Below are 26171 nucleotides of genomic sequence, written 5' to 3'. Positions count from 1 at the left end.
AAACCTATCCCTCCTCTAATTCATACCCAATCTGATCGTAAACGTGATACTTCGCCCCTCGCTCACTTCCATCCGCGCTTCCTTCAGCAATCCGTTGCGGGATGCCACAGGCTGTTCCTTGAGATGAATAGTGGCTCCTTCATCCAACACATTGGATTCTACATAAGCTTCCCGGTACTCGCTGCGCACAGCCTGCTTGGAATGCGTGATGTCAGCCTGCTCGCGGCCGTCACTGAACATCAATGGAATGAGTGCCCCGACAGCCTCGAGCTCACCGTCGAATTCATATGTTACAGTAAGTAAATCCGCCTGCTGTACATAATGGGTTTGCAATGAATCGAGCCCGGTTAGTGGGCCAAGCCATGTCACTGTAAATGCATTGCCCTGATCCTGATGCTTCCCGTCGTCTCCCCCCAGAGAAGCTGAATCATTCCGGACCTCTCGATCTACCGTCTCAAGCAAAATCGAACCTCCGCCATCGCCAGGATTAATCCCGGCATCCCGGTCATATTCAGCACCTGACGGAATGCCCCCGGCAAGACTGTGCCAGTTCCCGTCTGCCGTCTTCCAGGCAGGACAATAGCTCAGCGGACCCACTTCCCCTTCCGCAAACTCCGTGAATCCGGATTGCACATGTCCAGCAGCGGAAGGACCGATCAGCCCTGGCAATCCCGCCTGTTGTATCCGCACAAGACCGGGAACCGTGTATGGATCATTCATGGCCGTATGCAGAATCATTTGTTGACCTGGTACCGAGGCAATGATCGTTTCAAACCATCCGTCGGCCTGCAACACCCGGTTGCCTATCTCGGAAGGAAGGTATATTTCCGTTACATCTTCAGCAGGAGCGCTAAGGCAGGCATGGGCCAGCGCTGCTGCCGTCCACAGATTATAACCCGTATGATTCGTATAGATTTCGTAGCCATGACGTGCCTCAGGTGCATATTCGTTGCGAACTATTTTCAGACGCCCATCTTCCATCTTCCAGCGCTCCACCGCTTCGAAACACCGATTGGCCGCACGAGCGAACGCGCCAGCCATCACCCGATCTCCAGCCTGTAAGGCCTGTGCTGCATGGACAGAACATACGTAGGCTGCAGCCGCTTCATTCCATTGATGTTGGGAGCTGCGTCCACGCGGAGGAATCTCCCCCAGCGGTGACAGTGTAAGCAGCGTACTGAATGCACCATGACGTAAATGTTTCTTCAACTCACCAGCGCAGGCCCCGTCATATCCCGCTTCTAGCATGACATCCAGATGATAGCGGGTCGCAATATCATAGGAAAATGGACAATTTGGATGATCCAGCGGACCGTCCTGATATAGTCCAAGCGGTGTGAAGCGTGGCAGATGATACCGATTCAGATAACGGTCCATCCAATCCGTACCCTCACTGGCAAGCTGTTCCCTCAAGCGCAGATATTCTCCAGAGATCATGATGGCGTTCCAGTTGATCATACGATTGGGATTGTTCATTTTGCTCATTGTAAAAACATAATCTTGTTCAGGCTGTATCTTCTTAAGAGCCTCTGCCCATATCTTTGCTTGCTCAGGCATATGCGGCTTCAACAGTATGTAAGCTCTCATCATCAACACAGGGAAAAAGTCAGGATGATGATCCGGTGCACGCCCCTTCACGACAACATCAATGCTGTGTGACAGGGCCGATGCGGCCGAAGCAAGCAGGTCCATATGTCCCGCCTGAACAAGAACCGATGCAGCCATTGCATATGCTGGTGTGGAATAGTATCGCTCCGCCTCCGAGAACGGATCAATAATGGCGCCACTACTGTCCTGGTATGGTGTATAAGCCCGAACAACACTCTCCACAAGGGCCAATTTGCGAGCCTGATTCCAACCATCTGACGGGGCAGGCCCCGCCTCTTCAGCCAGTTTACGGTAATTCTCGAGTGCATCTCTCCATGAATACGTTGATGCGGCTGTATACTTACTCACGTATGCTCACCTCCATCTTTCACTTTGGTTCAATCGTGAACTTCAGCTCACACACCGTCTCCAGCAGATCGGTTTCATCACTTCCCTCACCGGAGTTATCCGACTGCTCTCGCCATTCAAGGGATGTCCGATAAAATGTAACTGGCACATGGTCATGATCAACCGTATTAATGATCTCTATATCCGCCTGCAATTGGCTTGCATCATACGTCATACTTACCGTTGCTTGTTCGCCATGCCATTGAATCTGCCCCTCGTGTGCCTTCTCAGGTATCCTTCTACTCATAAACCGCTCCGTCACACTCGGCCGTTTCAATTCACCCACCGAATGTAATGTGCCTGATGAAGACGCCGCTCTGTTTTTCCATTGAAACCGATCCTTCAGACGCAGTTCTGCCACGCTCCCGACATCATTAGCAGAACCGCTCCAATGCAACTGGCGTGTATAACGAGCGAGCGAAGTTGCTTCAGGATAAGCTGCTGTCAGTTCCAAACAGGCATCCAGTCTACGGTCATCGTCCGAAATCTTCGTCTCAAGAATCTGTGCTTGCGCCTCGCGCCCTGAGCTCTGCTCCTTCCCCTCAATCCGGGGCACGCTATGCCCGGACGAACTGATGTGAAACAACTGCTCTCTGCCCGGAGCAAAATAGGCTTGTGTATACAGCCCTGCTCCCGGATCACAAAGAATGTTTTCGCCACCACAATGGATCATAAATTGCCCAAGATCATTATGGTTATGGGGTTCATCGTTATGCCCTGCCTTGACGGAAAAAGCAATAGCGAGAGGTTCATCTTTGGTAAGATCTGCGCTTGGAGAACCAAGCGCTCCCTTCGCAATCATCCAGCCCAAATCTTCCAAAATGATCACTCGTTCCGCCAGAACAGTCCCAGCTTCTTGAAGGTACATTGCCGGACTGCTCCACATCACGTTGCGCAGCAGGTGAGCCCAGCGGCGACAGGGATCATCGGTAAACAAAGGAATATGAAACGGCAGATCGACTTGTATACCAAAACGAGATGTTAGAAGTGAGAGCAAACCCGAAGGAATCTCTTGCTGCTCCGCACTATCCGAATAATTCACGAAGGTTCCTCCCGACAGATGAACCCGCAGTGGGAAGGCTGCAATCGCCGCTATTTTCGAACCATTCAGCAGATCCAACTTACCTTCACTGTATTCACGCAGCATGTCGGCATAATAGACGAAATAACCGAACCCATATACCCAGTAACCAATGCCTTCTGCACAGCCGCCATCCATACCATAGCCACTCAGAAATACCTGCATGGAACGAATCGTCTGACCAACCGATTCTGTGAGAATCACTTCTTCCTCCAACAGTAATAATCCAGCCATGCCACAGCATCCGCTGCACACAGCAGACCAGTTATGATTTGCATCTTGCCAGTGATAGGTACGTTGTTCCCGATAGAGCGGTGTGAAGATACGTCGCTCGGCCTCAGCCCTAATCCGCTGGATGATACGTGGATCCAGTCGATCCGCGTGAATCGTCACGATTTCGGCCAGCATATGCACCGTCTCCGCGGCAAACAGATCAATATTACCGGTGACCTGTTCCACTCCCCCCGAACCCAAATGTGCAGGCAAACACCATGTATACTCACCACATACATCCCACAACATAGCCTCCAATGTCTCTATCCATCTCGGCGCATTCAAATCCACAGCGAGCAGCGCTATTGCCGCCAGACGTCCCCTGCGTTCAAAGTACGCATCCTCATACAACTTTCGTTCCCCTGTATCCCCAAACCTCCGATAAAGACCAAATGACAGCGAAGGCAAGCTTTCGTTCAGGGCACGTTCCCCATAGCTGCTCAGATCTGTGTAAAAAGAAGTTAGCTCTGGTTGCAATAATGCCTTTCCAATGGCATCGATAGAGCAGATTGAGGGTGTTGAAGCAAGCAGAGCCTGCTGACTTCTCTTTCTGTTTTGTACCATCCGATGTACTGCCTGTTGAATGGCCATAGAATCCGGCATGGATATGGAATCGACTTTACTTTGATTGGTGTTTTCCATTGAATTCACCCTAATCTATATGGAATACGAAACCTTCATTATATGTAACCGATTTCATTTTACCGGATAATGCTGTACATTTGAAGAGTTATCCATCATATCCATCCAAATTAACCACAGAATTCCTGCCCCAAATATAAAAAAACGAAGAACCCACCTGGGTTCCTCGTTTCATTCAGCTTTTTAGAGCAAGCTGGATACTTCTAATTCAATTAATCAATCGCCAGTGGAGAATTTTGTACAACAGAGAGCCACTGACGTGCGATCAGCTCATGACCCGCTGCGGTTGGATGCACACCATCCCATAACCAGTAGGCTGCGTCAGCTTGTTCGAGTGCATCGTTGAACGTTTGCTGCAAAGGTACCCAGACCGCGCCGAACTCACTGGCGAGCTCACGGACCAGATGTTGATACTGCCCGATACGCTCCTGCCAAGTGTCCCAACGCTCCACTGTGGCTCCGGTTTTAAGAATAAACGGCTCCATTAAAACCAGCCCGGAATTCGGCATCACCTCACGTGTCTCCTCCAGCAAATGACGATATGCACGTCCAAGACGATCCGTCACTCCACTGGGTTCGTCATTCACGGTACGCCATGCATCATTAACCCCGATTAGAATGCTGATCAGATTCGGCTTCAGACTAAAGGTGTCCTCGTTCCAGCGTGCATACAGATCGGAAGCACGGTCCCCGCTGATGCCTCTGTTGTAGAACGTCGGCTGTTTGGCTGCCAGTTCCACACCCAGTTTGCTTGAGATCAGATACGCATAGCCATGCCCGAGGAAATGATTCGGATCATCATTGCGCGACCTTCCCCCGTCTGTAATGGAGTCTCCCTGAAAAAGTATAACGGATGAATGTGTACTCATAATCAAAACCGTTCCTTCCTGTATGTAAAATGAAAACCTCAACTCTTCAATCTCCATTTTATCCCTTTCGGGCGCATTAGAAAATAGCGTTTTCAGGACGAAACTCTCTAAGTTAACTCTCCTCGTTGTACTTCTGACAAGATCACCCGCAGTTCTCTACGTCTATGAGACGTTTCAGGTCTTTAAGTTTCCAGGATTTCAGGATTTCGGGTCCTTCGCGACATATCCTCCGCCCTGATATTCCGTCTCATTCTGCTTATCCGGCGCTCCCTTACGTTTCGCTTCGTCCCATAACTCTGCCGCATCGTCCATCGGGCGGTACCCAATCTTCTGTTCCAGATATCCAATATCATAATAATTGTCCGTATTTGCTGAAGTCCCATATAAATTAACATATTTCATGCTTGAATCCGCCTCTATGCAGCACTCGGCAAGCTGCACCATATCTCTGGGAGAGATCCAGATGTGTGCGGAACGCTCAGAGTGTGGATGTGCATCGCCCGAGAAGTTGCCTATTCGAATATTGAATGACGACAAGTCATACTTATCCACGTAATATCGCCCAAGCAGCTCTATATAACATTTGCTGAGCCCATAGAAACTGTCTGGCCGATATGGATCATCCACTTCGATATCTTCTCCTGTTGGATAGAATCCTGTCGCATGATTTGAACTCGCAAAAATAACCCGCTGTACACCGTTCAACCGTGCAGCTTCATACACATGGTAGGCCCCTGTTACGTTGATCGGAAGGACTTTGCCCAGAAAATCTTCTTCATCCTTGGCCCATGCAATATGCAGCACCGTATGAACACCCTGCATTAGCTCTTTCAGTCGTTCTCCATCGGTCACATTCATCGCTACAATGCCTGCTTGAGGATCATCATGAAGATCGGCAGCCACGATGTCATACTTGCCCTTTTCCCTCAGTCCCTCCAGCAGACTGCGACCAATGACTCCCGCTGCCCCCGTAATCAATATTCTGTGCTTCGAGTTACTCATGGATTTAGCTCCCTTCGCTCTATTACGATCCTATAGCACATTATTAACCGTTAGAGCGAAGGATTTACCTGATCCAATAAAGGCTCCCGCATATTAACCCATCAAGTACCGCAAGATCATCATTGCCACAATACCGACAAGTACAGTTCCGAGCAGGCTTCGTGTCCAGATTGCTACTGCAATCGTAGGCAGTGCTGCCCACAGGGCCGGATTATGTGTAACCGGCACTAACTGGTTGTCCTCCATAAACAGTTCCTGACCGATCAGTGCCGCCATAACCGCCACGGGTACATATTCAAGCCAGCGTAACAGCCACATCGGAATCTGTATTTTACTGAACAGCATGAGCGGCAATACGCGCGGGATGAACGTTAACAAAGCCGAACCCATAATAATCCAGAATACATCCCATCTTACTTCCATCGTTCCATCACTACTCCCATCGTTGCCGCAATGACCGCAGCCACAATGACACTCATGCTGCCAAGTGAAGCCATGCTGGCGAAGATTACACAGACAACGGCGATGATCGCCACATTGATGTGTAATTTTTTATTTTTGCGCTGCATCAACTGAAGCACAACCAGACCAATAAACATTGCAGGCAGGGCAAAATCAAGTCCAAGCCGCTCGGGATTGGTTATCCAGCGTCCAAAGTACGCTCCCGCCATGTTCGCCACAAACCAGTTCAGGTATGCTGTAATGTTCAGACCGTGCATCCAGCGCTCACTCAACGTTTTCCGGCCAATCGCTCGCGTCATCGCCACGCCAAAGGACTCGTCGGTAAGCAGCGAGCCGATCCACATATTTTTAAGCGGCGTCAGATGACGAAAGTACGGTGATACGGCTGCACTCAGCAGCAGATGGCGAAGATTCACGAAAAATATGGTGAAAATGATAGCTGTCGCTGAACCACTCGAGGCAAGCATGCCTGCGGCAATAAACTGGGCAGATCCAGCGTATACAATCAGACTGAGCAGAGCCGTTTCCGCCAAACTTAAGCCTGCCGTCATTTCAATGACACCCGCTGCAAACCCAATACTCAAATATCCAAGCAGTGTTGGGATACAGTCTTTAACCCCTTGCATAAATGAAGCATCATCCAGCACCTCTTCGGTATTTGCGGGCCCGGATGTCAGTGGTATGGATTTATCCAAATCCGGTTCATCCCCTCTCCATGTCATCCGCATCTTGCAGATTACTTTTAATTTAGAAATATACCACAGGATAAGATATTCAGGGAGAGACAGATTCATTTTTATAGAACAGAACTGTTTTTAGTCTTTATAAGCCGTTGATTAAGGAAGACACCCACAAAAAAAGACTGTAGGGTCCCCCCCACAGTCTCCTTCAAGAAATACTATTGAACTATAACTTGAATTTCTCAATCATGCTTTGCAGATCTTCAGCCATTCGGGACAATGCCGCAGAAGAAGCTGCAACCTCTTCCATTGTAGCGAGCTGCTCCTGAGCAGCAGCTGAACCATCCTCGGTTCCTGAAGCAATCTGATTGGATAATTCAATGGTGGCGTTCACTTCCTTGGACACATGACTCATGCCTCCATCAATCTGACGGGAAGCTGCCGACACTTCTCCAGCTTGTGCAGCAACCAACTGTACAGCACTACGGATATTTTTGAAGGCCTCTCCCGCCTCCGTAATCATTTGCGTACCTTTAATCATGCCTTCTCCTGTAAGGGCAAAGGTAGACTGTACCGCATTTGTTTTCTCTTGCATCTCACGCATAAGTTCATTAATACGTTCGGCAGCACTGCCCGAATTGTTGGCTAGCGATTTTACTTCATTGGCCACGACAGCAAAGCCTCGACCTTGTTCACCTGCTCTTGAAGCTTCAATGGATGCGTTCAAGGCAAGGATATTGGTCTGTTTAGCGATGTTGGTGATCTCAGCCACAATCTCAACAATCTCTTCATTTTTCGCTCGAAGATCCTGAATGACCACAGCCATGGCCTCACTCTCATTATTCACCTTCTGAATATGAGCAACCGCCTCTTCCACCGTAATCATACCCGCTTCGGACTTGGAAGATGCCTCTACAGCAATCCGAGCCGTGTCTTCGGCACTCGATGAGATTTCTTTGACACCTATGGACATTTCACCGACGAGTTGACCCGTTGCAGCAAGACTGGCGTTTTGTTTGTTCGTTCCTGACGCTGCATCCTGCATCAATTCGGCAACCTGTTCCGTCGCTCTGGATGTCTGTTCAGAACTCGCCATCAGCTCCTCAGAGGATGCTGCCAGTTGGCTCGATGTATCATGTACTTCGCCCAGAACGTTACGTAGCGATGAGGTCATGGTATCGAAACTTGCCCCGAGTTGTCCAAACTCGTCACGGCGCTGTAAACCTACACGAACTGTCAGATCACCCGCGCTTACTTTGGATGCTGCTTGCGTTAGTTGCAACAATGGACGATGAATACTGCGAATAATGAACACAAGCAGAATAATACCAATGATCAACGAGGTCCCTACCAGAGTATAGGCACGAATCAAGATCGGTCTTACCGCATCTGCTGCTTCAGAAGGAACCATCTCACCGACAATTTTCCAGCCTGTTTCGGGATTCGTATAGAATACGGCTTCCAATTCTTGTCCATCATACGTGTACTTTACAGTTCCTTGTTCTTTTGTATACATCTCATTAATGTAGCTCTCATTGGACTGCACACCGGATTCGATATTGTAATGGAACAGGAACTTCCCGCCGTTATCCAGCATATACAGTTTTCCCTTTTCACCAATATGTATCTTATCGACGGATTCTTTCAAATGATTGAGGCTTACATTGGCTCCAATTACCCCTTTACCATCTGCCAGCTTGGCAGCGGCGGTGACAACCCATTCACCCGTGGTTACCGACTGGAACGTATCCGAGATAATTGGTTCATTCTGTGACATGCCCATCGTATACCAGCTGCGTTCCCGTGGATCATAGATCTGCTGTCCGGGATCAGGTGATTTCATCCAGCTGCCATCTTCAGCACCTACTGTTATTACACCCAATTCTTTGTGAGCCTTGGACATACGATCCATTTGTCTCTGAACAGCTGGTGATTTATTGATAATATCTGTTGAAGTAATACCCGCTGCAAACTGTGCTGCGTTATCCTTCTCCATATCCAGCATTTGAGTAATCTGCAAACTGAGCATTTCCGTTTTGGCCTGTGCAGAATGAATGATTTCTTCCCTGACCTGGTCTGCTGCTTTTAAATAAGACAACCATCCCACGCTAATGCTCGGTACAATCAGGAACAAGAGCAACGAAGCGATCAGACGTTTCTTAACCGTTAATGTAAGCCAATTACGAATCCTTTTCTTCATTTAAATATCCCCCATCATCATCTTCACCCCTCTTTTATCGGACAAACGTAGTAAAAATATTATGTATGGATACTAAAATGAATCGAAATTACATTATTTTTGTTAGGATAATAGAAAATGTTGCTCATTCCCCGTTTTGACCCCCTCTTCGAGATCGTTTACAATATCTCATAAGCTGGTTATCCATGAAACGACTGGAAGGAGAGGATTCGAATCTTACGCAAGTCAAATGTGCAACAACCTGTTACCAGATTATATTCATCTATGTTCCGTATTCTGTTAGCCCTCATTCTTTGTGCAGGCCCCATTATGGGACAAGCCAGTTTCACGGCATCTGCAGCACAAGAGGCGCAAACAGTTCACATTGAAGTAAATGGTCAAGAGCAATCGTGGAAAAATGCTCCCCTTGTATACAAAGGTACAACGTATGTTCCATTGCGAGATGTTGTTACCTCTGTAAATGGCACCTTGAAGTGGGAAGCTCGTACCAAAACAGCTACAATTACCGTTGGTCGAGACAAGCTGGTTCATCAGGCTGGCAGTGACTTCATCCAGGTTAATCAGGTTCGCCTGTCCTCCGGTGTGCAATCCCGCACCATCAATGGCACCCTGATGTTACCTGTGCGTGCGCTTGCCAATGCACTCAAGGCGGATATCAAAGTACAACGTACAGCCTCAGGGCAGATGAGTGTTAATATCGAGACGGACAAAGTAAGCCTATTAAATAGTCAAGTCACCAGTGTAGACAGCTATTTGCGCGAAATTAATTTTCCCGGTATGGCTCTGATTGCCCGCAATGGAAAGGTCCTGCTTCGCCAAGGCTACGGACTTGCGGATGAACAGACGCTGAATCGTCCGGATCAGAAGACCAGAATTGCTTCTCTGAGCAAATCCTTCACCGCAGCCTCCATTCTCAGCTTGGTGGAAAAAGGAAAGCTCGATGTGCAAGATCCAATATCCAAGTACATCTCCGGTATACCAAAGGGAGATCAGATCACGCTTCATATGCTGTTATCCCAGACTTCAGGTCTTCCATCCGCCTTTGGCCGGGGTGAGGGCACTTCATTGGAAGAAACAGTCGAGGAAATCCGGCACAAAACATTGAAATTTGAACCGGGTAGTGCCTATTTGTACAGTAATAGCGGTTATGTTCTGCTGGCCTATGTTATTGAACAGGTTTCTGGCATGAGTTATGCCGATTATGTGCAACAGACCATCCTGAAGCCGCTCGGCATGAAGAACTCCGGAGAAGCTTCCCGCAAGGTCCATACAAATAGCGGATTCGTTGCGGAGAGTAAACAGTGGGTGACTGCCCCTTATTATGTTTCACAATCAGGTTCAGGGACGATCTACTCTACCCTGGACGATCTGCTAAAGTGGGATCGGGCATTGTACACGGACAAAATTCTGAGCCAGGATACGATTGAACAGATGTATGAGCCATATTCGGATAAAAATTATGGCTACGCCTGGATTCTCAAGGAAAACGATCAGAATCGTATCGTCTTCCATAACGGTAGCGGCGGTGGTTTCTCCACAGCCTTTTCACGCAATTTATCAGATGATGTTACCATTATTCTGCTCGGTAATCATGCGGGTATGGATATGACTTCGCTTATGGATGAAGTCGAGGCTAAGACAGCTCAGGCACTGAATTTGCAATAATTATGCATTAATCTATCAGAAATAACAGAAGGGACGGTCCATTAACTGGATCGTCCCTTCTGCTATATCGGTCTTCATAATCCGGATTAATATATTTTCGCTTCGTTCGTCATTTAACGCCTGTCCCCTTAAGGGATACAGGAAGTTTCCCGGCAAAAGGAATATGCCCCATTAGCGCCCGAGCGGCGCTATCCATGGCAAGCGACCTGCTCTCATACGCAGCCACATACACCTGTACCTCCGGGATCGCAAGCAGATCATAGGGACTGCGGAGCGCCACAACAGCGAGCGGCTTGCCCAATTGCTGCAGCCAGCCGATCAACCTGCACTGTGGATCACCAGAGGCACTGCCTGCATTATAAGTCCCCACCACAATCTGGCGAACGTCATCCTCTTCGGCAGCTTGAAGCAGACGGGCAGAACGAATGGCAACCTCCTCTGGCGTGACTGTTACCTCGACCACATCCAGACCGCAGTGCGACAAAGCCGAACCTAGAGTAGCCGCCTGAGTCAGCTGTTCGTCGGCAATTGTTGTCACAGATGTAGCAACGGTTATGACCAATGTACGTTCTGGCTTCAAAGGCAGCATGTTGAGTTGATCACGCACCAGCGTGATGCTGTTCTCACTGATTCGGCGGGCCACCTCTTGGTGTAACAGTTGATTACGCTCTTGGCGCTTTGATGAAGCTGAATCGGTTACCTCAGCGGAGAGTGAAGTCGACACAGCACCGTTTACTTCATCATCACCAGTGTCCATTCCATTCTCGAGTAGGCCTCGTTTGGCCTTGTACTTCAGCAACCGAGTTACAGATTCGTCAATGCGGGCCTCGCTGATTCGCCCGCTCTGTACGGCTGCCAGCAGCGCTTCAAACGCCCCTGCCTGAAGATGAGCTGTGTGGCTGATCAACACCAGATCTGCGCCGGCCTCTACCGCCATCACAGCTGCATCGACAGTGCCATAGTTGGCAGCAATTGCGTCCATCTCCATACAATCCGTTACAATCATGCCATCATACCCTAGCTCCTGACGAAGCAATCCACTTAACACGGCTCGCGATAGTGTCACAGGCAGACGCTCCGGTTCCAGAGCCGGAAAATAAATATGTGCCGACATCATTGCATCGACACCTGCCGCTATGGCAGCACGGAACGGAATCAGCTCCACACGCTCTACCCGTTCCCGATCATGGGGGATAACCGGAAGATCCAGATGTGAATCGGTATCCGTATCCCCGTGTCCCGGGAAATGTTTGGCTGTCGCTGAAATGTCAGCATCTTGGACTCCCGCAATGCTCCTGACCCCATACGCTGCCACGGACTGCGGTGATTCCCCAAATGAACGCACACCGATTACCGGGTTGGCAGCGTTGTTGTTTACATCCAGGACCGGAGCAAAGTTCATGTTAATTCCCATGGATCTCAGCTCCACCCCACTGATATAGGCTGCCTGGTATGCATCCTCGATGGAACCTGCTGCCGCAATTGCCATCTGTCCCGGCATCAGGGCGATCCCTTCGGTAATCCGGGCCACCATGCCACCCTCCTGATCAATGGATATCCAAAGCGGCACATTTCCGCTATCGACAGCAATCCGTTGCAGCCCTGATGATAGCCGCTCCACCTGCTCCGGCGACTCGACGTTGCGCGCAAAATAGATTACGCCGCCAATGGGATACTTTCGCAGAAAAGCGTCCACTTCCCCGGCAGCCTCGGTGCCATGAAAGCCGCAAAGCAGCATTTGTCCAATTTTCTCACGCAGGGTCATCTGTGTCAGCTTCAACGCGTATATCTCTTTTGGCTTACTCATTCCATGCCTCCTCCCCATGACAAACATCATCCGTACATTACGCGGCATTCTATTGATGAATTTCACTCTTTATGGGTATAGCAAAAACGGCTTCCGCCGTTCCTTCCACTCCTCTGCCTCTGCATTCCAATCTTCCATCAAGCGTACTAATTCTTCACGGTCATGAATGACATCCCTGACTTTCCTGCCCCCGGTCAACAGATCAATGAAATAACGGGAACCCGACTGTGGCGGCTCCAACCAGCGAAATTGCTCCGGATAGAGCGACGCCAGTTCATGCAAAAGCACCAGACCTGTATCTACCGCCCGGAATGCCCTGCTGTCCGTCACGAAAATCCTCACACCTCCGCACAGCTCACCTGCATGTTTGGAGAAGGTTGGCGACATGTACACCGGATGCACATGTACACCCTCCAGTTTGTGTTCCCGAAAGCGTTCCGCCAGTCGTTCACCCTCAATCCAGGGTGCCCCAATCCACTCAAATGGGCGGGTGGTGCCCCTGCCCTCCGATACATTGGTGCCTTCGAACAGGCAAGTACCCGCATACACCCGTACACTGTCCAGCGTGGGCATATTGGGAGAGGGCAGCATCCAGGGAAGCTCACAATTCGTAAACTCCATGGAGCGCTGCCATCCTTCCATTGTAATTACATCCAACTCACAGGGTACGTCCATCTCACTGTTCACCAACATAGCCAGTTCACCCACCGTCAGTCCGGTGCGGACAGGAATACGCCAAGCGCCAACGAGTGATTCATACCCTGCGCTCAGCAGGCCTCCCTCTACCGCATCCCCACCGAGCGGATTGGGACGGTCCAGCACCAGCAGGCGTTTGCCTGCTTCGGCACAGGCCTCCATCATATGGAACAAGGTTGATGCATACGTGTAATAACGGACGCCCACATCCTGGATGTCAAACAGCACCGTATCCACCTCAGCCAGCATCGCAGGAGTAGGCTTCTTGTGTTCCCCATAAAGGCTGAGCACAGGTATGCCCAGACGTGGGTGCACCGTATGCCCGAATCGAACACCTGCTTGAAGTTCACCATCCAATCCGTGCTCACACGCATATAGCGCTGTAAGTTTGGCATTTGCCAACCCGGCACAAATATCCACCGTAGAGACAAAATCGGCCGTAATACCCGTAGGGTTTGTCATCAGCCCAATACGCGTATCCGTTAACCATGGGTGGGAAAATCCTCCCGACAGAAGATCCACTCCAGTTTTTACACCCATCACACATTCCCCTGGCTGATCCACCCCGTATGTTGATGGTCATTGCCGCCAGATGTGACTGGTTCCTCTTCAGGTTCAAGCACATTAAGGGCGACCTTATGCTGATAGATGGCAAACATGCCCGCGAACAACGCTCCGAAGCCAACAACCGTCAGCATTAGCAGAGCCGTCAGACACAGCGCCTGAAAACAGGCTCCCATCGTGTACCCCGGATGACGGAAGAATAGCTTCACACTTTCCCCCATCGCCTGAATGATACCCATGTTCTTTTGCAGAACAAGCTGCCACGTATAGAACTGTGACATCAGTGCCATGAGGACGAAGAACGTTTGGAACATGCTCACTGCTGTACCTGTAATCCCGCCCTGTCCGCCGTAATACCACCAGGTTGACCACAGAATGAAGCCAAGCACGGCGAAAAGCACACCTACTGCCCCTCCCGGGGTAAATCCCTTCATCGTTCCGTTCCAGATATCCTTAAACCCATTGCGGCGCTCCTTGCGTTCCAGCCTGTGATGTACGGCATAACTGACACCGAACAGGATTGGCATATAAATCACGGCCAAAAGCAGCACCGCAATCGGCAGCGGAGCAAACATCAGAATGGGTACCAGCACGATGGAGCTGACAATACTGTACAGGGCCACCGGAATAATATCCCGATAGATTTCCGCCCCCGACTTGACCAATACTTCACTCAGCTTACGCATCCCCACACTCCCTTTCTTGCAGCTCGTTTCTTATTCCCGTCCAATCGCCAGTTCCGTCTCCGGGTCAAAAAAGTGCGCCTTACGCAGGTCCAATACAAAATTTTTGTCCATGCCTACATAAGCATGTGTTTCCGGGTGAACCTTGGCAGTGACGGTACGGGCACCCGAATGGAAATACACCAGATTCTCGGAACCCAGGTGCTCCACTACCTGGACCCGCGCCTTCAGCATATGGTCTGTCGGAATATTCGGAGCGACGTCGTCACCAAAAATATGCTCTGGACGCAGCCCCATAATCACCGGCTTGCCCTGATGGCTCTGAAGACGAGCGAGTACATCCTCTGGCAAGGTAAATGATGCACCTTCCACGACAACCTGCGTGCCTTCAATCCGGGCATCAATGAAGTTCATCGCCGGGGAACCGATAAAACCGGCAACAAACATATTACGCGGACTCGCATATAATTCTTTCGGTGAAGCCACCTGCTGTATATCTCCATGATTCATGACCACGATTCGCTCCCCAAGTGTCATGGCCTCTACCTGATCATGCGTGACATATACAATTGTGGCACCGAGCCGCTTATGCAGCTCGCCCAATTCCACCCGCATCTGTACCCGCAGCTTCGCATCCAGATTGGAAAGCGGCTCATCGAACAGAAACACCTGTGGATCACGGACAATCGCACGCCCTACCGCCACACGTTGGCGCTGACCACCGGACAGCTCGCGCGGTTTGCGCTCCAGCATCGCCTCCAGTCCCAGAATGGAAGCAGCATTCTGCACCTGTTCATCAATATAGGACTTTGGCTTCTTAAGATTTTTCAGGCCAAAGGATAGATTTTCACGGATGGTCATGTGCGGATAAAGTGCATAATCCTGAAATACCATCGCGATATCGCGATCCTTCGGATGCAGATCGTTCACGACCCGTTCCCCGATGACAATGTCGCCGCTCGTCTGTTTTTCCAATCCCGCAATCATCCGCAGAGACGTCGTCTTGCCACAGCCCGAAGGACCCACAAAAACCACGAATTCCTTATCTTCTATAACAAAGTCCGAGCCGGCCACAGCCGTGAACGTTCCTTTATGATCGTCTTTGAATTCTTTGCGCACTTGGCGAAACTCCACGCGTGCCATAGGTAGATCCCCCTTTACGTTGTCGCTTGTCCTGAACTAGCAGTTAACCTTTAACTGCACCGATCGTAATACCCTGTAGGAAATAACGTTGCAGTGAGAAAAACAGAATGATCATCGGCAGTGCACCAATTGTTGCCCCTGCCATCATTGCACCGAAGTCCGTTGATTCAGCAAATACGAACGAAGCCAGCCCCACCTGAACGGTGCGCATCTCGTTGGAATTAGTGATCAGGAACGGCCAGAAAAATTCATTCCACGAAGCTACAAACGTGAAAATCGCCAGCACCGCGATCCCTGGCTTCGCCATCGGCAGAATCACTTTCCAGAAGATGCCGAACTCGCTGCATGCATCAATACGTGCCGCATGGATCAGCGATGTCGGAAGTGTTGACATGAACTGTTTCATCAAGAAAATGTTGCCCACACTGACGGCAGCAGGCAAAATAATGGCCGTATACGTATCTCCCAGGTCAAACACGTTGACCATCAGAATGTACAAAGGAATCAGCGTCACCTGTGCCGGAATCATCATCGTGCCCAGCAAGGTCCAGAATACCGCCTGACTTCCCGGAAATTTCAGTTTGGCGAACGCGTAACCCGCCAGGGAGGCGAAGAACACATTTGTCACGGTGAGAATGACCGAGATGAGCAGCGAGTTGTACAGCCAGCGCCAGGCATCAGTTTTGGCAAAAAAGCGCTCATATGGTGACAACGACAGCTGCTCCGGGATCATCTGCGGTTTGAAGGACGCTGACATCGCACTATCCTGCACCGAACCGACCAACATCCAGTACATCGGAATGACCGTCACCAGTGCCCAGGCCACCAGCAGAATGGATGCAACGACAAGCAGTGTCTTTTTCTGAGTTGATTTCATAGATTTCATTCACCCCCGGATGCTTAATGCAACATGCTTAATACTCAATATCGCTGGAGAAGTATTTGAACTGAATGACGGAGATGACAATGATGATAATCGCCAATACGAATGACTGTGCAGAAGCCAAGCCGAACTCATAGAACTTGAATGCCGTTTCGTAGATCAGATAAGCGATCGTTGTTGTCGCAAAGTTCGGTCCACCCTGTGTCATCAGATATACCGAGATAAACACCTGGAAAGACGTGATCACACCTGTCACGAGCAGATATAGCGTCGTTGGTTTGAGGAGCGGCCATGTAATCTTGCTGAACTGGGTCCAGCCGCTGGCATGATCAATATCCGCCGCTTCATACAGCGATTTCGGAATACCACCCATGGCTGCCAGATACAGAATAATGCCCGCTCCGTGCGATCCAAGCCAGTTCATCAGAATAAGTGAAAAGAGTGCCGTTCCCGACTGGCCCAACCAGATCACCGGATCAAGGCCGAACAGGCCGAGAAAGCGGTTCAGCAGTCCCGAATCCGTCGGGTCAAAGATCGCCAGCCATACGATGGAGATGGTTACCCCGGATGCTACCGCAGGCAGGTACAATGTTGCTTTGAAGAACGTCTGCCACTTTCTTTTCATCTGGAAGATGAAGTAGGACAGTACAAATGTAATGAGAATATTGACCGGTACCGTACCCACAGTAAAGATGAGTGTATTTTTAATCGACTTCCAGAACGTCTCATCCTTCACCAAACGCTCGTAGTTATCCAATCCAACCCACGTCGAATTCATAATGTTGTATTTCTGGAAGCTCATCACGAGAGCCGTCAGAACGGGATACAGTGTGAAAATGAGAAACAGCAGGACAGGCGCCAAAATAAACAAATACGCCCACCCGTAGTCTCGCCAAAACCGGGCAACCCGGGAAGTCCGGGGCACAGACGGTTTTGGCGCAAGGGCGGTCTGCATGGCGAATCCTCCTCTCCTAATCAGTGTGGTTTTGCGTTATGTTGTATGGTCCGAGTTATTGTCCAAACATCTGCTGGCCTTTGTTCTTGAAGTCTTCTGCGATCTGCTCCGGTGTCTTCTCACCCGAGAACAGCGCCTGAATGTTAGGCTTCACAACTTGTTCCTTGAATTGTTTTTGCTGTGATGCTTTGTCGATATCCAGTTCCAGTACGACCGGCATAGCGATATTCTCTGCCATTACTTTTGCAGCAGCCAGATTATCCGGTTGACCAAGTTCTTTTCCTTTAAACAGATCCACCTGGGATTGTCTTACGAATGGGAGCGCCAGTTCGTTGGCCGAGTTACCTGCTTTGGCACCACTGAGTGCCTCCATAACCAGGAACGTATTTTTGGCATGCTGTTCGCCTTTATCCTTCTTCTGTTTGAAGGCCACGTACCCTTCGCCGCCCATCGTTGTTGCCGCAGGTTGATCGTCATTATGCGGTACAGGCAGCAGAACAAAATCAATTTTCTCACCCTGTACTTTGCCATCATCGATGTCCTTGTTGCGGTTCTGAATCATCACATCATAATAAGGAATCGCTTTGGAGATGATTGCCGTTTCACCCGCATAGAACATATCCGTCCGTTTGGCCGGAGCAAGAGCTGCTGTTTCCTTCGGCATATACCCTTGATCCATCAGATTTTTGATAAAAGAGAGCGTATCCAGAATGCGTCCATCATTCCATTGGAACGTGCCAGCTTTGTCGAGAACGTCAATCATGCCGTTGTTTCGGGACAGCATTTCAATGAAATCAAGCGAGGTTCCGTCGGTAACCAGTGCATATTGTTTCCCCCCGCCATCCAGCGTTTTGGTCAGCTTTGCTGCGGCAGCGTTGAATTCGGACCAAGTCCAGCCATTTTGCTGAATGGATTTCCAGTCAATACCCGCTTCCTCCAGAATGCGTTTGTTGCCACCCCATGCCCATTGGAATTGATACAACGGTAGTCCGTACTGTTTCCCTTGGATCTGACCTAATTCAAGCGTACCTGGCAAATAGTCACCCTTGATCTCAGGTGTCAGGTAGCTGTCCAGCTCAAGTGCCAATCCTGTATTCACATACGTGCCGTCTACACTATGAAAGTAAAGATCCGGCGGATTGCCCGCGTTCAGAGCGACATCGAATTTTTTGGGCCCTTCCGCCCAGGAGAGCATTTCCGTCTTCACGGTAATGTTCGGGTGTTCTTTATTGAAATCAACGATCAGATCCTTCAGTTCATCTTCATATGTCCCATGTACTGGATAAGTCCATACGGTCACCGTATCTTCCGCATTGGGATCATCTGAAGCAGCGCCCCCGCCATTCCCGCAGGCAGTAACCCAGACCATCATCAACAACATTGCCCATACCAGACCCTTCTTTTTCATCCCTTCATCTCCTTCGCGTGTCGTCTCCCGATAATTGCATTGCCTAACCATGCTACCCCTTTTGAAATCATCCATCCTTAAACGGCTTAACAGACTATTGAGCGTGACAGTAAGGAAAATGCACCTCCCTTATGGATTAGACCTGAACGTACGCAGGATTAATCTCTTAAATGCAATATTAACGTCAACTTAGTTGACATTAACAGTATTAATTCCTTCCAAAATTGTAGATTGAGTTCATTATATGAGCTATGAAATAAAAATTCAACATTATTTTTTATTATAAAATTTAATTTTACTTTTTCATTTTATGCCTCTATACTATGTAAAAAGAAAACTCAAGCAATCGAGGTGAGCCACTTTGCGAGTATATGTTGGCGTAGATGGAGGCGGTACCAATACTGATGCAGCAATCATTTCTGAATCTGGCGAAATTCTCGCCCGGCTCAGCGGTGGTCCCACGAATCCTCACAGCGTACCACTGGAACAGGCCCTTTCCGAACTGCAACGAGTGCTGGAACAGCTGTTTAATCTAAAAAGTGATTTATCGACAAATTGTGAAGGTATATGCCTCGGAATGTCAGGTGTAGATACAGTTCAAGAGCGGCAACTTATAGCCGACGCAGTAAATAACTATATGAAGAGCCGCAATCGACAGGGACCAGAAGGCTGTCCAGTCTGGGTTGTATCCGAAGGAGAGATTGCCCTGATGGCCACTCTTGGACATACTCACGGTGTATTGTGCATCTCTGGAACAGGGTCCATCGTGTACGGATTTACGCAGGAAGGAGAGCGGTACCGTTCAGGAGGGTGGGGTCATCTGCTCGGAGATGAGGGGAGCGGCTATCGTATTGGACAGCGTGCACTTCAAGCGGCTATGCAGAGCTATGACGGTGTTCTTCCTCCCACCCGTTTAACCCCGCTTCTTCTAAAGAAACTTAAACTTCGGGATATATCGGAGCTAAAGTCGCTGGTGTATCAGTCGAATTGGGGCAAAACCGAGACCGCATCCATCGCCCGTCTGGCTATAGAAGCAGCTGAATCCGGGGATGAGGCTGCCCGGGCACTGATCATCGATGAAGCTGCACAACTGGCGGATACCGCCAAGGCGCTGATTGCCCGTCATCCCGAATTTGCATCTACTCAGGTTGTCCTGTCCGGATCATTGTTTCGATATGCTGAACTTTTCCGAAATACATTTATCCAGAAGTTATCGGGATATTATGGAGAGTTGGACTTTGTATATCGTGAAGATGCCCCTGCTCCAGTGATTGGTGCAGCACAACTGGCAAGAAGACGATGTTCCCTGAATGAATCATTTTAAAAGAGAGAAGGAGGCCATACGGATGAATCACATGCTGAACTCACTACTAACGGAACAACCCAATCCACTAACGGATCATATAGATGAATTGCCTTCGACAGAAATTATGGAGTTAATTAATAAGGAAGATCAACGGATTGCGGAGCTCATTCAACCCCTGATTCCGGTCATTGCCCAAGCGGCGGACCGAATCTTGGAGGCCTTTCAGTCTGGCGGCAGGCTGTTCTATGTAGGTGCAGGAACCAGTGGACGATTGGGGATACTTGACGCTTCGGAATGCCCACCTACCTACGGAACCCCGCCCTCCATGGTACAGGGTATTATCGCAGGGGGATTCCGGGCAGTGAAGGACCCGGTGGAAGGTGCTGAAGATAGCGAGGAATTGGGAGCCACGGACCTTGATGAACATGGATTAGACGAAAACGATGTCGTGGTTGGCATTGCAGCCAGTGGACGGACGCCGTATGTGCTGGGTGCGATGAGACACGCCAAGAAGATCGGAGCTACGGTGATCAGCCTGAGTAACAACGCAGGTACGCCGATGACCCTTTTGGCTGATGTGAGCATCGAGGCTGTTGTCGGCCCAGAGGTTGTCATGGGTTCAACACGTATGAAAGCCGGTAGCGCCCAGAAAATGATTCTGAACATGCTTACGACTACCGCCATGATTCGTCTGGGAAAGGTTTATCGTAATTTCATGGTCGACCTGAACCCTTCGAATGAAAAGCTTGTCCATCGGGCCAAACGCATGATCCATCTGGCGACCGGAGCGAACGAAGCGGACATTGAACAGGCCTTTGCCGGAGCAGACGGTCATGTAAAAACGGCAATCGTCATGTTAATGGCAGGCGTGGACGCCGTGGAAGCTCAGCGAAGACTGGATCTGGCTGACGGATTTGTCCGCGCCGCCATTGTGGGGCCTTCCTGAGCCGTAAAGGGGTATGACTAGAGGTTGAAAGAGAAGAGCCCAAAATTAGTCTGGGCTCTTTTTTGACTTTTTTTATTATAAAAGCCGCTATAATCCTTCAAAAAAATCCCCTCCTGTATAAACAGAAAGGGATTCATATGATTCTACTTCACTTATGCTCCAGAATAGCCTGCCGGCTCTTCTCCAAATATTCTACCGACTGGTTGTAGTCGCGGCTGGCAATCGCCAGATACAAAATGTCGATCACGTTCAGCTGTGCGATGCGTGACGAAGTTGCTCCGCTCCGGATATCGCTTTCGGTGGAAGTAATCATCAGGGGTACATCCGCCAGACTGCTGAGCGTATTACTCCCCCACTTGGTAATGCTAATCGTTGCAGCGCCGCCTTCACGAGCATGCTTCAGACAGGAGATTACGTTCGAAGTCTCCCCTGAATACGAGATACATACCACCGCATCATCTTCGCGAAGCGTCGTTGCGGACGAAATCTGCATATGCGGATCGGCGAACGAAAAGCTTGTGCGATTGATTCGCATGAACTTGTAGTGTGCATCCAGCGCAATCAGGTTGGAGGCCCCCACCCCGTAGAAAAAGATCCGGTTTGCCCGATGAAGCACATCCACTGCCTGTTCCACCAGACGCGGGTCCAAAATATGAACGGTATCCTTCACCGATTGAATATTGTTTGCGGACACATGCTGAATAATGCTCTCCATGGAGTCCTGGGGACGAATCTCCGTATATTGATATTGCTCACCTGTCTGCAAATCTCCGGCAATCTTCAGCTTCAGCTCCTGAAAACCCGTTACACCCAGTGATTTGCAGAGACGGATAATGGCAGCCGGGCTGCCCCCGCTCCGTTCAGACAGCTGTGCCACCGAGGACTGAACCGTCTCTTGGGGATGATCGAGAATGTAAGCTCCGATCTTCCGTTCCGACGGAGTCAAGTCATCCATTAATGCGCGTAAACGTACAAGTCCACCTTTCATGCCTTCCATCCGCTCCTCCTTTCCGTACTGCCTTCATGTACAAGCATTTTATCCTATAATTCCAATAGAGTCTAATTGATTAAACGCCCTTGCATCACCAACTCATTCAAAAGCCTTGCTGCACTACAGTGTCAGGTGGCCCGATATTACGGCGTGTTTTGCGCCGGTTACTGCCGGGAGCGTGTTCGTTCTACCCATAAGTGCCTCATGGCCAAGGAGGGCAAATCCAATGGCTTCGCGGGCATCATCTGGTATACCATAGTCCGCTGTTCGCTCCAAACGGATGCCTTCCGGGAGTCTCTGACGGATCATCTCCATTAACGTGGCATTGGAAGTGCCGCCACCGCAGGCGAGCATAGCCGATATGTGCACCTTAGGCAGGATAAAATCCTTCACTGCTCTCACGATCGTCTCCGCGGTCAGACAAGTGGCGGTAGCCAGCGTATCTTCCAGGGATAAGGAACGCGCAGCGGCCATCTCCATCAAGCGTGATGCGTATGCCACACCGTACACTTCACGTCCGGTACTCTTGGGAGGCAGCCTTTTGAAATAGGTATCGTCCAAACAGAGATCTATCAGATCCTGATCGAACTTTCCCTGTGCGGCGATGCTTCCATTCGGATCATAGTGCTGCCGCCCACCTGTCGCCTGGCGTACGATCGCGTCCATCACCATATTGCCAGGTCCCGTATCAAAAGCCGAAATGCCTTCATTAGAAGACGCTGATGGCAGCACCGTAACGTTGCCAATACCGCCGATATTTTGCACCAGACGTCCTTCCTCCGGACTGCGGAACATCAACGCATCGGCATAAGGGGTAAGTGGCGCTCCCTCCCCGCCAGCCGCCATATCCCGTGCCCGCAAATTGCCGATCACTGGCAGGCCCGTTCGTTCACGTACAACGGCGCTTTCGCCAATCTGTAACGTGGATACTACTGGAAGACTCTCGCCTGCTGGGCCTGGAAAAGCCGAGGCTACTGGTGCGTGCCATACAGTCTGTCCGTGCATGCTGATCGCATCCACCTGACCGGATGAGATTCCTGAGGATCGAATAAGCTCTCTGACACTGTGAGCATACCACTCCGATACGCCAAAATGTGCAGCCGTCAGCTCATCCACGCGTGCCGTCTCTGGTGAACATAGTCGAATCAGCACTTCTCTCAATTCATTGGAGTACGGTACGCAGACGAAGTCAACCAGATCGATCTTTTGCAATGCCCCGCTGTCATCTGTCAGAATACGCACCAATGCCGCATCCGTCCCGTCGAGGGACGTGCCTGACATCAGTCCAATGATGTAATGCTCCCGTTTCAAGCGATATTGCTCCCACATCGGATAGCTGCCTTTATCCATCCATTCACAACCTCCCGCCAGCCCCGATGAACACGTCATCCTGCCATAATTTCACCCAGTATATGATATAAAATTTCACAAGTCAAATATTTTATGAAATTTAATTACACTTTTTCAATCATGGCTAATCTTTGTCCAAACCGGAATGCTCACAAGATGTTTTCTCTGTATCAAAATAGATAAATAACGATCAAAAAAGAAACATTTTTACAATTTTACCGTTTATATAACGAAGGTATATTTTGGAATCGATATGTTGAGGGTTATAAACTGTCATCAGCGGAAGGAGATACCAAGATGAACAACGCTGCTATTTGGTTTTCAACTGTGTTATTACTGGGGGGATTGACGACTACATCGTCATCTATTGTTGGTGCCAAACTAGCCACACCAGAACAAATTTCACAACGTTCCGTTAATGCGCCTTCTGTAACTCCTTCCATCTATTCAAGCGTCAAACCGTTTAAAAAGAGCAACAGTACCAACAAAATCATCTGGAAAGGAGGAAATATTACTTTAACCGCTACTACAGTGAAGTTGGAAGGTAAGCCCACATTTGAACAAAACGTAATTCAATCCATTGTCGTCACCAAGGGGAACCAGAAACATACGATTGAAACGAGTGATTTGGAGGACAGTTGGCTCGATATCACAAGTGTTGTTGCCTCCAACTCCAAGACATGGCTTGCTGTAAACGCAAAACGCAGCTCAGGAAACACTCTGATGCTGCTTAACCTTCAAACAGGTGACAAGACGGAATTAAATGAACGCTTGAAAAAAGCAGGAAAGAAAAACATAGAAACCATTGCAGCCTATAACTGGGCACCCAACGAAGATCAGATAGCCTTCTCTTACGGAGATCCCTCCAAGAGCTCACTAGCCATCTACAATGTAAAGAAAGAGAGCTTTATATACCTGCCAAGGGCAACCAATTATATTAGTACCAATCTGATTCTGTGGCAAAAAAACGGAAAAATACTGGATTACATTAGTGAGTACCCATCTGATCAAATGATACTTTATAGGTATAGCATAGAGAGTAACAAGGTGAAGCCTGTTAAGAAAATTAGCCGTAATGAGTTTGCCGAATGGTTCAAGTTGGATAAGTATCCCACACCGTAACGATAAATAGTAGAGGTGCACATAATGAAGAAAACGATTTTACTCCTGTTTTTGAGTCTGTTTTTGCTGGTTGTACTCCCTCATCAGGGAAATGCCGCTGCAAACACATCGAAAATCTTCTTGGACGGCGAGGAATTAATCCTCCCAAGTGACGTTCAGGTGACCATCGTGAATAAAAATGTGATGATTCCGATCCGTGTTGTTGCCGAGAATTTGAAATTCAAAGTGGATTGGAATCAAGATACACGTAATGTAAAGATTCAGCAAAATGACAAAACGATTTCTTTAACCGTTGATCAAAAGCAAGCCATGGTCGCTGACAAGCAAGTTACCCTGAACACAGCCCCACTCATTTTAAATAACACCACGGTGGTACCCATTCGATTTGTCAGCGAACAAATGGGACTCAACGTGAAATGGAACAACAAGGAGAAGATTGTATACTTAATCAACACAGACACCAGTAAAGTACCCAATGTTGAGCCGGGCAACGGTTCAGGAAACGGTAACTCAACATCATTAACACATGTTACCGATATCCAATTTGCCAACAATCAGCTCGTCGTGTCTATGGATGGCGAATCCAAACCCGTGATGACGACGTTGAAGAACCCCGATCGATTGGTTGTGGATTTGCCCGGAGCAGTATTTGGTGATCTGCCGCAACCTTTGAATCAAAACATGAATGGCAAATTGAATGTAGACGCATACCCCAATGTAACGGAAGTTAGGTATTCTCTTTTTAAACAAGACCCTGGTCAAGTTCGAATTGTCGTTGAATTGAATCAGGTGAAGGATGTACAGTACAGCCAGAACATCATTGCCGATAAACTAATTATCGATCTGAATGTTGCTGGAGATAATGCCGCCACCGTTCCTGTAACTCCTGCAGGTGATTCAGGACGCAAGGTCGTTGTCATCGACCCAGGCCATGGGGGTAAAGATCCAGGTTCAACCAGCATCACCAATAAACCCGAGAAAGAATACAATCTGGCATTGGCTCTCAAAGTACAAGCACTGCTTCTCAATGAGCCGGATATCGAATTGGTGATGACTCGTGACGGTGATACTTATCCCACTCGCCCGGAGCGTGTTCAGCTCGCGAATCAATTAAACGCGGATGTATTTGTATCTATCCATGGCAATAATGTGGAGTCCTCACCCCAGGCGACAGGTACAGAGACGTTCTACTATCAACGCAGCAGCAGCAAGGAATTAGCTAACATCATTCATCAACGTTTGGTTAAAGCCATGGGGCTCAAAGACCGTAGTGTGAAAAATGGCAACTTGGAAGTGATTAGAGATACAACCATGGCTGCAGTACTTTTGGAAGTAGGATTCCTGAGTAACGTTATGGATGAAGAGCTGATGTCGTCCGATGTTGTTCAGATGAAAGCCGCTCAGGCGATAGCAGATGGAATTAAGGAATATCTGGGTATAAATTAAAT

21 protein-coding genes are annotated in these 26171 nt (G+C 49.1%); 5 read left to right on the top strand and 16 right to left on the bottom strand.

Annotation, left to right across the window (positions count from 1 at the left end; genetic code table 11):
* Positions 1-15 precede the first annotated feature (15 nt).
* The 7 genes from RS891_RS01885 to RS891_RS01855 all read right to left on the bottom strand — a co-directional run bounded on the left by RS891_RS01885 (position 16) and on the right by RS891_RS01855 (position 9204).
* Positions 16-1956 (bottom strand): glycosyl hydrolase, encoded by a 1941-nt coding sequence (locus RS891_RS01885; protein WP_315794274.1) that lies wholly within the window; start codon positions 1954-1956, stop codon positions 16-18.
* A gap of 19 nt (positions 1957-1975) precedes the next feature.
* Complete coding sequence (locus RS891_RS01880) at positions 1976-3991, bottom strand: heparinase II/III domain-containing protein (protein WP_315794273.1); 2016 nt, start codon at positions 3989-3991, stop codon at positions 1976-1978.
* Positions 3992-4203: 212 nt separating this feature from the next.
* Positions 4204-4860, bottom strand: coding sequence for an SGNH/GDSL hydrolase family protein (locus tag RS891_RS01875; protein WP_315794272.1), 657 nt, complete (start codon positions 4858-4860; stop codon positions 4204-4206).
* 198 nt (positions 4861-5058) lie between these two features.
* Entirely contained in the window at positions 5059-5862 is an 804-nt protein-coding gene (locus RS891_RS01870) for an NAD-dependent epimerase/dehydratase family protein (protein ID WP_315794271.1), read from the bottom strand.
* Positions 5863-5955: 93 nt separating this feature from the next.
* Positions 5956-6285 carry an AzlD domain-containing protein gene (locus tag RS891_RS01865; protein WP_113055293.1) on the bottom strand — a complete coding sequence of 110 codons (330 nt, stop codon included), beginning with the start codon at positions 6283-6285 and terminating at the stop codon, positions 5956-5958.
* Positions 6276-6950, bottom strand: coding sequence for an AzlC family ABC transporter permease (locus tag RS891_RS01860; RefSeq protein WP_063568035.1), 675 nt, complete (start codon positions 6948-6950; stop codon positions 6276-6278). The genes RS891_RS01865 and RS891_RS01860 overlap by 10 nt, the downstream gene beginning before the upstream one ends.
* Before the next feature lie 280 nt (positions 6951-7230).
* Positions 7231-9204 (bottom strand): methyl-accepting chemotaxis protein, encoded by a 1974-nt coding sequence (locus RS891_RS01855; RefSeq protein ID WP_315794270.1) that lies wholly within the window; start codon positions 9202-9204, stop codon positions 7231-7233.
* A gap of 309 nt (positions 9205-9513) precedes the next feature.
* Here RS891_RS01855 and RS891_RS01850 point away from each other — a divergent pair, with 309 nt between their 5' ends.
* Entirely contained in the window at positions 9514-10869 is a 1356-nt protein-coding gene (locus tag RS891_RS01850; RefSeq protein WP_181586710.1) for a serine hydrolase domain-containing protein, read from the top strand.
* Positions 10870-10978: 109 nt separating this feature from the next.
* On the opposite strand, the gene nagZ is transcribed toward RS891_RS01850, so the two are convergent.
* From nagZ to RS891_RS01815, 7 genes are all read right to left on the bottom strand, one after another.
* Positions 10979-12676 (bottom strand): beta-N-acetylhexosaminidase, encoded by a 1698-nt coding sequence (nagZ, locus tag RS891_RS01845; protein ID WP_315794269.1) that lies wholly within the window; start codon positions 12674-12676, stop codon positions 10979-10981.
* Between the two features lie 69 nt (positions 12677-12745).
* On the bottom strand, positions 12746-13912 hold the full coding sequence (locus RS891_RS01840) for an exo-beta-N-acetylmuramidase NamZ family protein (RefSeq protein ID WP_315794268.1): 1167 nt from the start codon (positions 13910-13912) through the stop codon (positions 12746-12748).
* A complete protein-coding gene (locus RS891_RS01835; RefSeq protein ID WP_113055298.1) occupies positions 13912-14622 on the bottom strand; it encodes a hypothetical protein in 711 nt (236 codons plus the stop codon). Before RS891_RS01835 ends, RS891_RS01840 begins: the two co-directional genes overlap by 1 nt.
* A 30-nt stretch (positions 14623-14652) precedes the next feature.
* Complete coding sequence (locus RS891_RS01830; protein ID WP_113055299.1) at positions 14653-15762, bottom strand: ABC transporter ATP-binding protein; 1110 nt, start codon at positions 15760-15762, stop codon at positions 14653-14655.
* 43 nt (positions 15763-15805) lie between these two features.
* Positions 15806-16639: a carbohydrate ABC transporter permease gene (locus RS891_RS01825; protein WP_113055300.1), complete on the bottom strand. Its 834-nt coding sequence runs from the start codon at positions 16637-16639 to the stop codon at positions 15806-15808.
* Between the two features lie 37 nt (positions 16640-16676).
* On the bottom strand, positions 16677-17600 hold the full coding sequence (locus tag RS891_RS01820) for a carbohydrate ABC transporter permease (RefSeq protein WP_315794266.1): 924 nt from the start codon (positions 17598-17600) through the stop codon (positions 16677-16679).
* A 55-nt stretch (positions 17601-17655) separates the two neighbouring features.
* Complete coding sequence (locus tag RS891_RS01815) at positions 17656-19008, bottom strand: ABC transporter substrate-binding protein (protein ID WP_113055301.1); 1353 nt, start codon at positions 19006-19008, stop codon at positions 17656-17658.
* Between the two features lie 361 nt (positions 19009-19369).
* Between RS891_RS01815 and RS891_RS01810 the strand changes: the two genes are divergently transcribed.
* Together RS891_RS01810 and murQ are read left to right on the top strand one after the other, a co-directional pair.
* Positions 19370-20332 carry an N-acetylglucosamine kinase gene (locus RS891_RS01810; protein ID WP_315794265.1) on the top strand — a complete coding sequence of 321 codons (963 nt, stop codon included), beginning with the start codon at positions 19370-19372 and terminating at the stop codon, positions 20330-20332.
* A 22-nt stretch (positions 20333-20354) separates the two neighbouring features.
* On the top strand, positions 20355-21260 hold the full coding sequence (gene murQ / locus RS891_RS01805) for an N-acetylmuramic acid 6-phosphate etherase (protein ID WP_315794263.1): 906 nt from the start codon (positions 20355-20357) through the stop codon (positions 21258-21260).
* Positions 21261-21408: 148 nt separating this feature from the next.
* Here murQ and RS891_RS01800 read toward each other — a convergent pair whose 3' ends face one another.
* Together RS891_RS01800 and RS891_RS01795 are read right to left on the bottom strand one after the other, a co-directional pair.
* Positions 21409-22248, bottom strand: coding sequence for a MurR/RpiR family transcriptional regulator (locus RS891_RS01800; RefSeq protein WP_064642976.1), 840 nt, complete (start codon positions 22246-22248; stop codon positions 21409-21411).
* A 123-nt stretch (positions 22249-22371) separates the two neighbouring features.
* A complete protein-coding gene (locus RS891_RS01795; protein ID WP_113055304.1) occupies positions 22372-23601 on the bottom strand; it encodes an anhydro-N-acetylmuramic acid kinase in 1230 nt (409 codons plus the stop codon).
* 297 nt (positions 23602-23898) lie between these two features.
* On the opposite strand from RS891_RS01795, the gene RS891_RS01790 reads away from it, so the two are divergent.
* Both RS891_RS01790 and RS891_RS01785 read left to right on the top strand, forming a co-directional pair.
* Positions 23899-24723, top strand: coding sequence for a hypothetical protein (locus tag RS891_RS01790; protein WP_315794261.1), 825 nt, complete (start codon positions 23899-23901; stop codon positions 24721-24723).
* A gap of 24 nt (positions 24724-24747) precedes the next feature.
* Positions 24748-26169 carry an N-acetylmuramoyl-L-alanine amidase family protein gene (locus RS891_RS01785; protein WP_315794260.1) on the top strand — a complete coding sequence of 474 codons (1422 nt, stop codon included), beginning with the start codon at positions 24748-24750 and terminating at the stop codon, positions 26167-26169.
* Positions 26170-26171: the final 2 nt, after the last annotated feature.

Source organism: Paenibacillus sp. BIC5C1, from assembly GCF_032399705.1.
In the GTDB taxonomy this organism is placed as follows: Bacteria; Bacillota; Bacilli; order Paenibacillales; family Paenibacillaceae; genus Paenibacillus; species Paenibacillus taichungensis_A.
The sequence above is the reverse complement of the archived record's forward strand: the minus strand, read 5'-3'. Positions and strand labels throughout refer to the sequence as shown.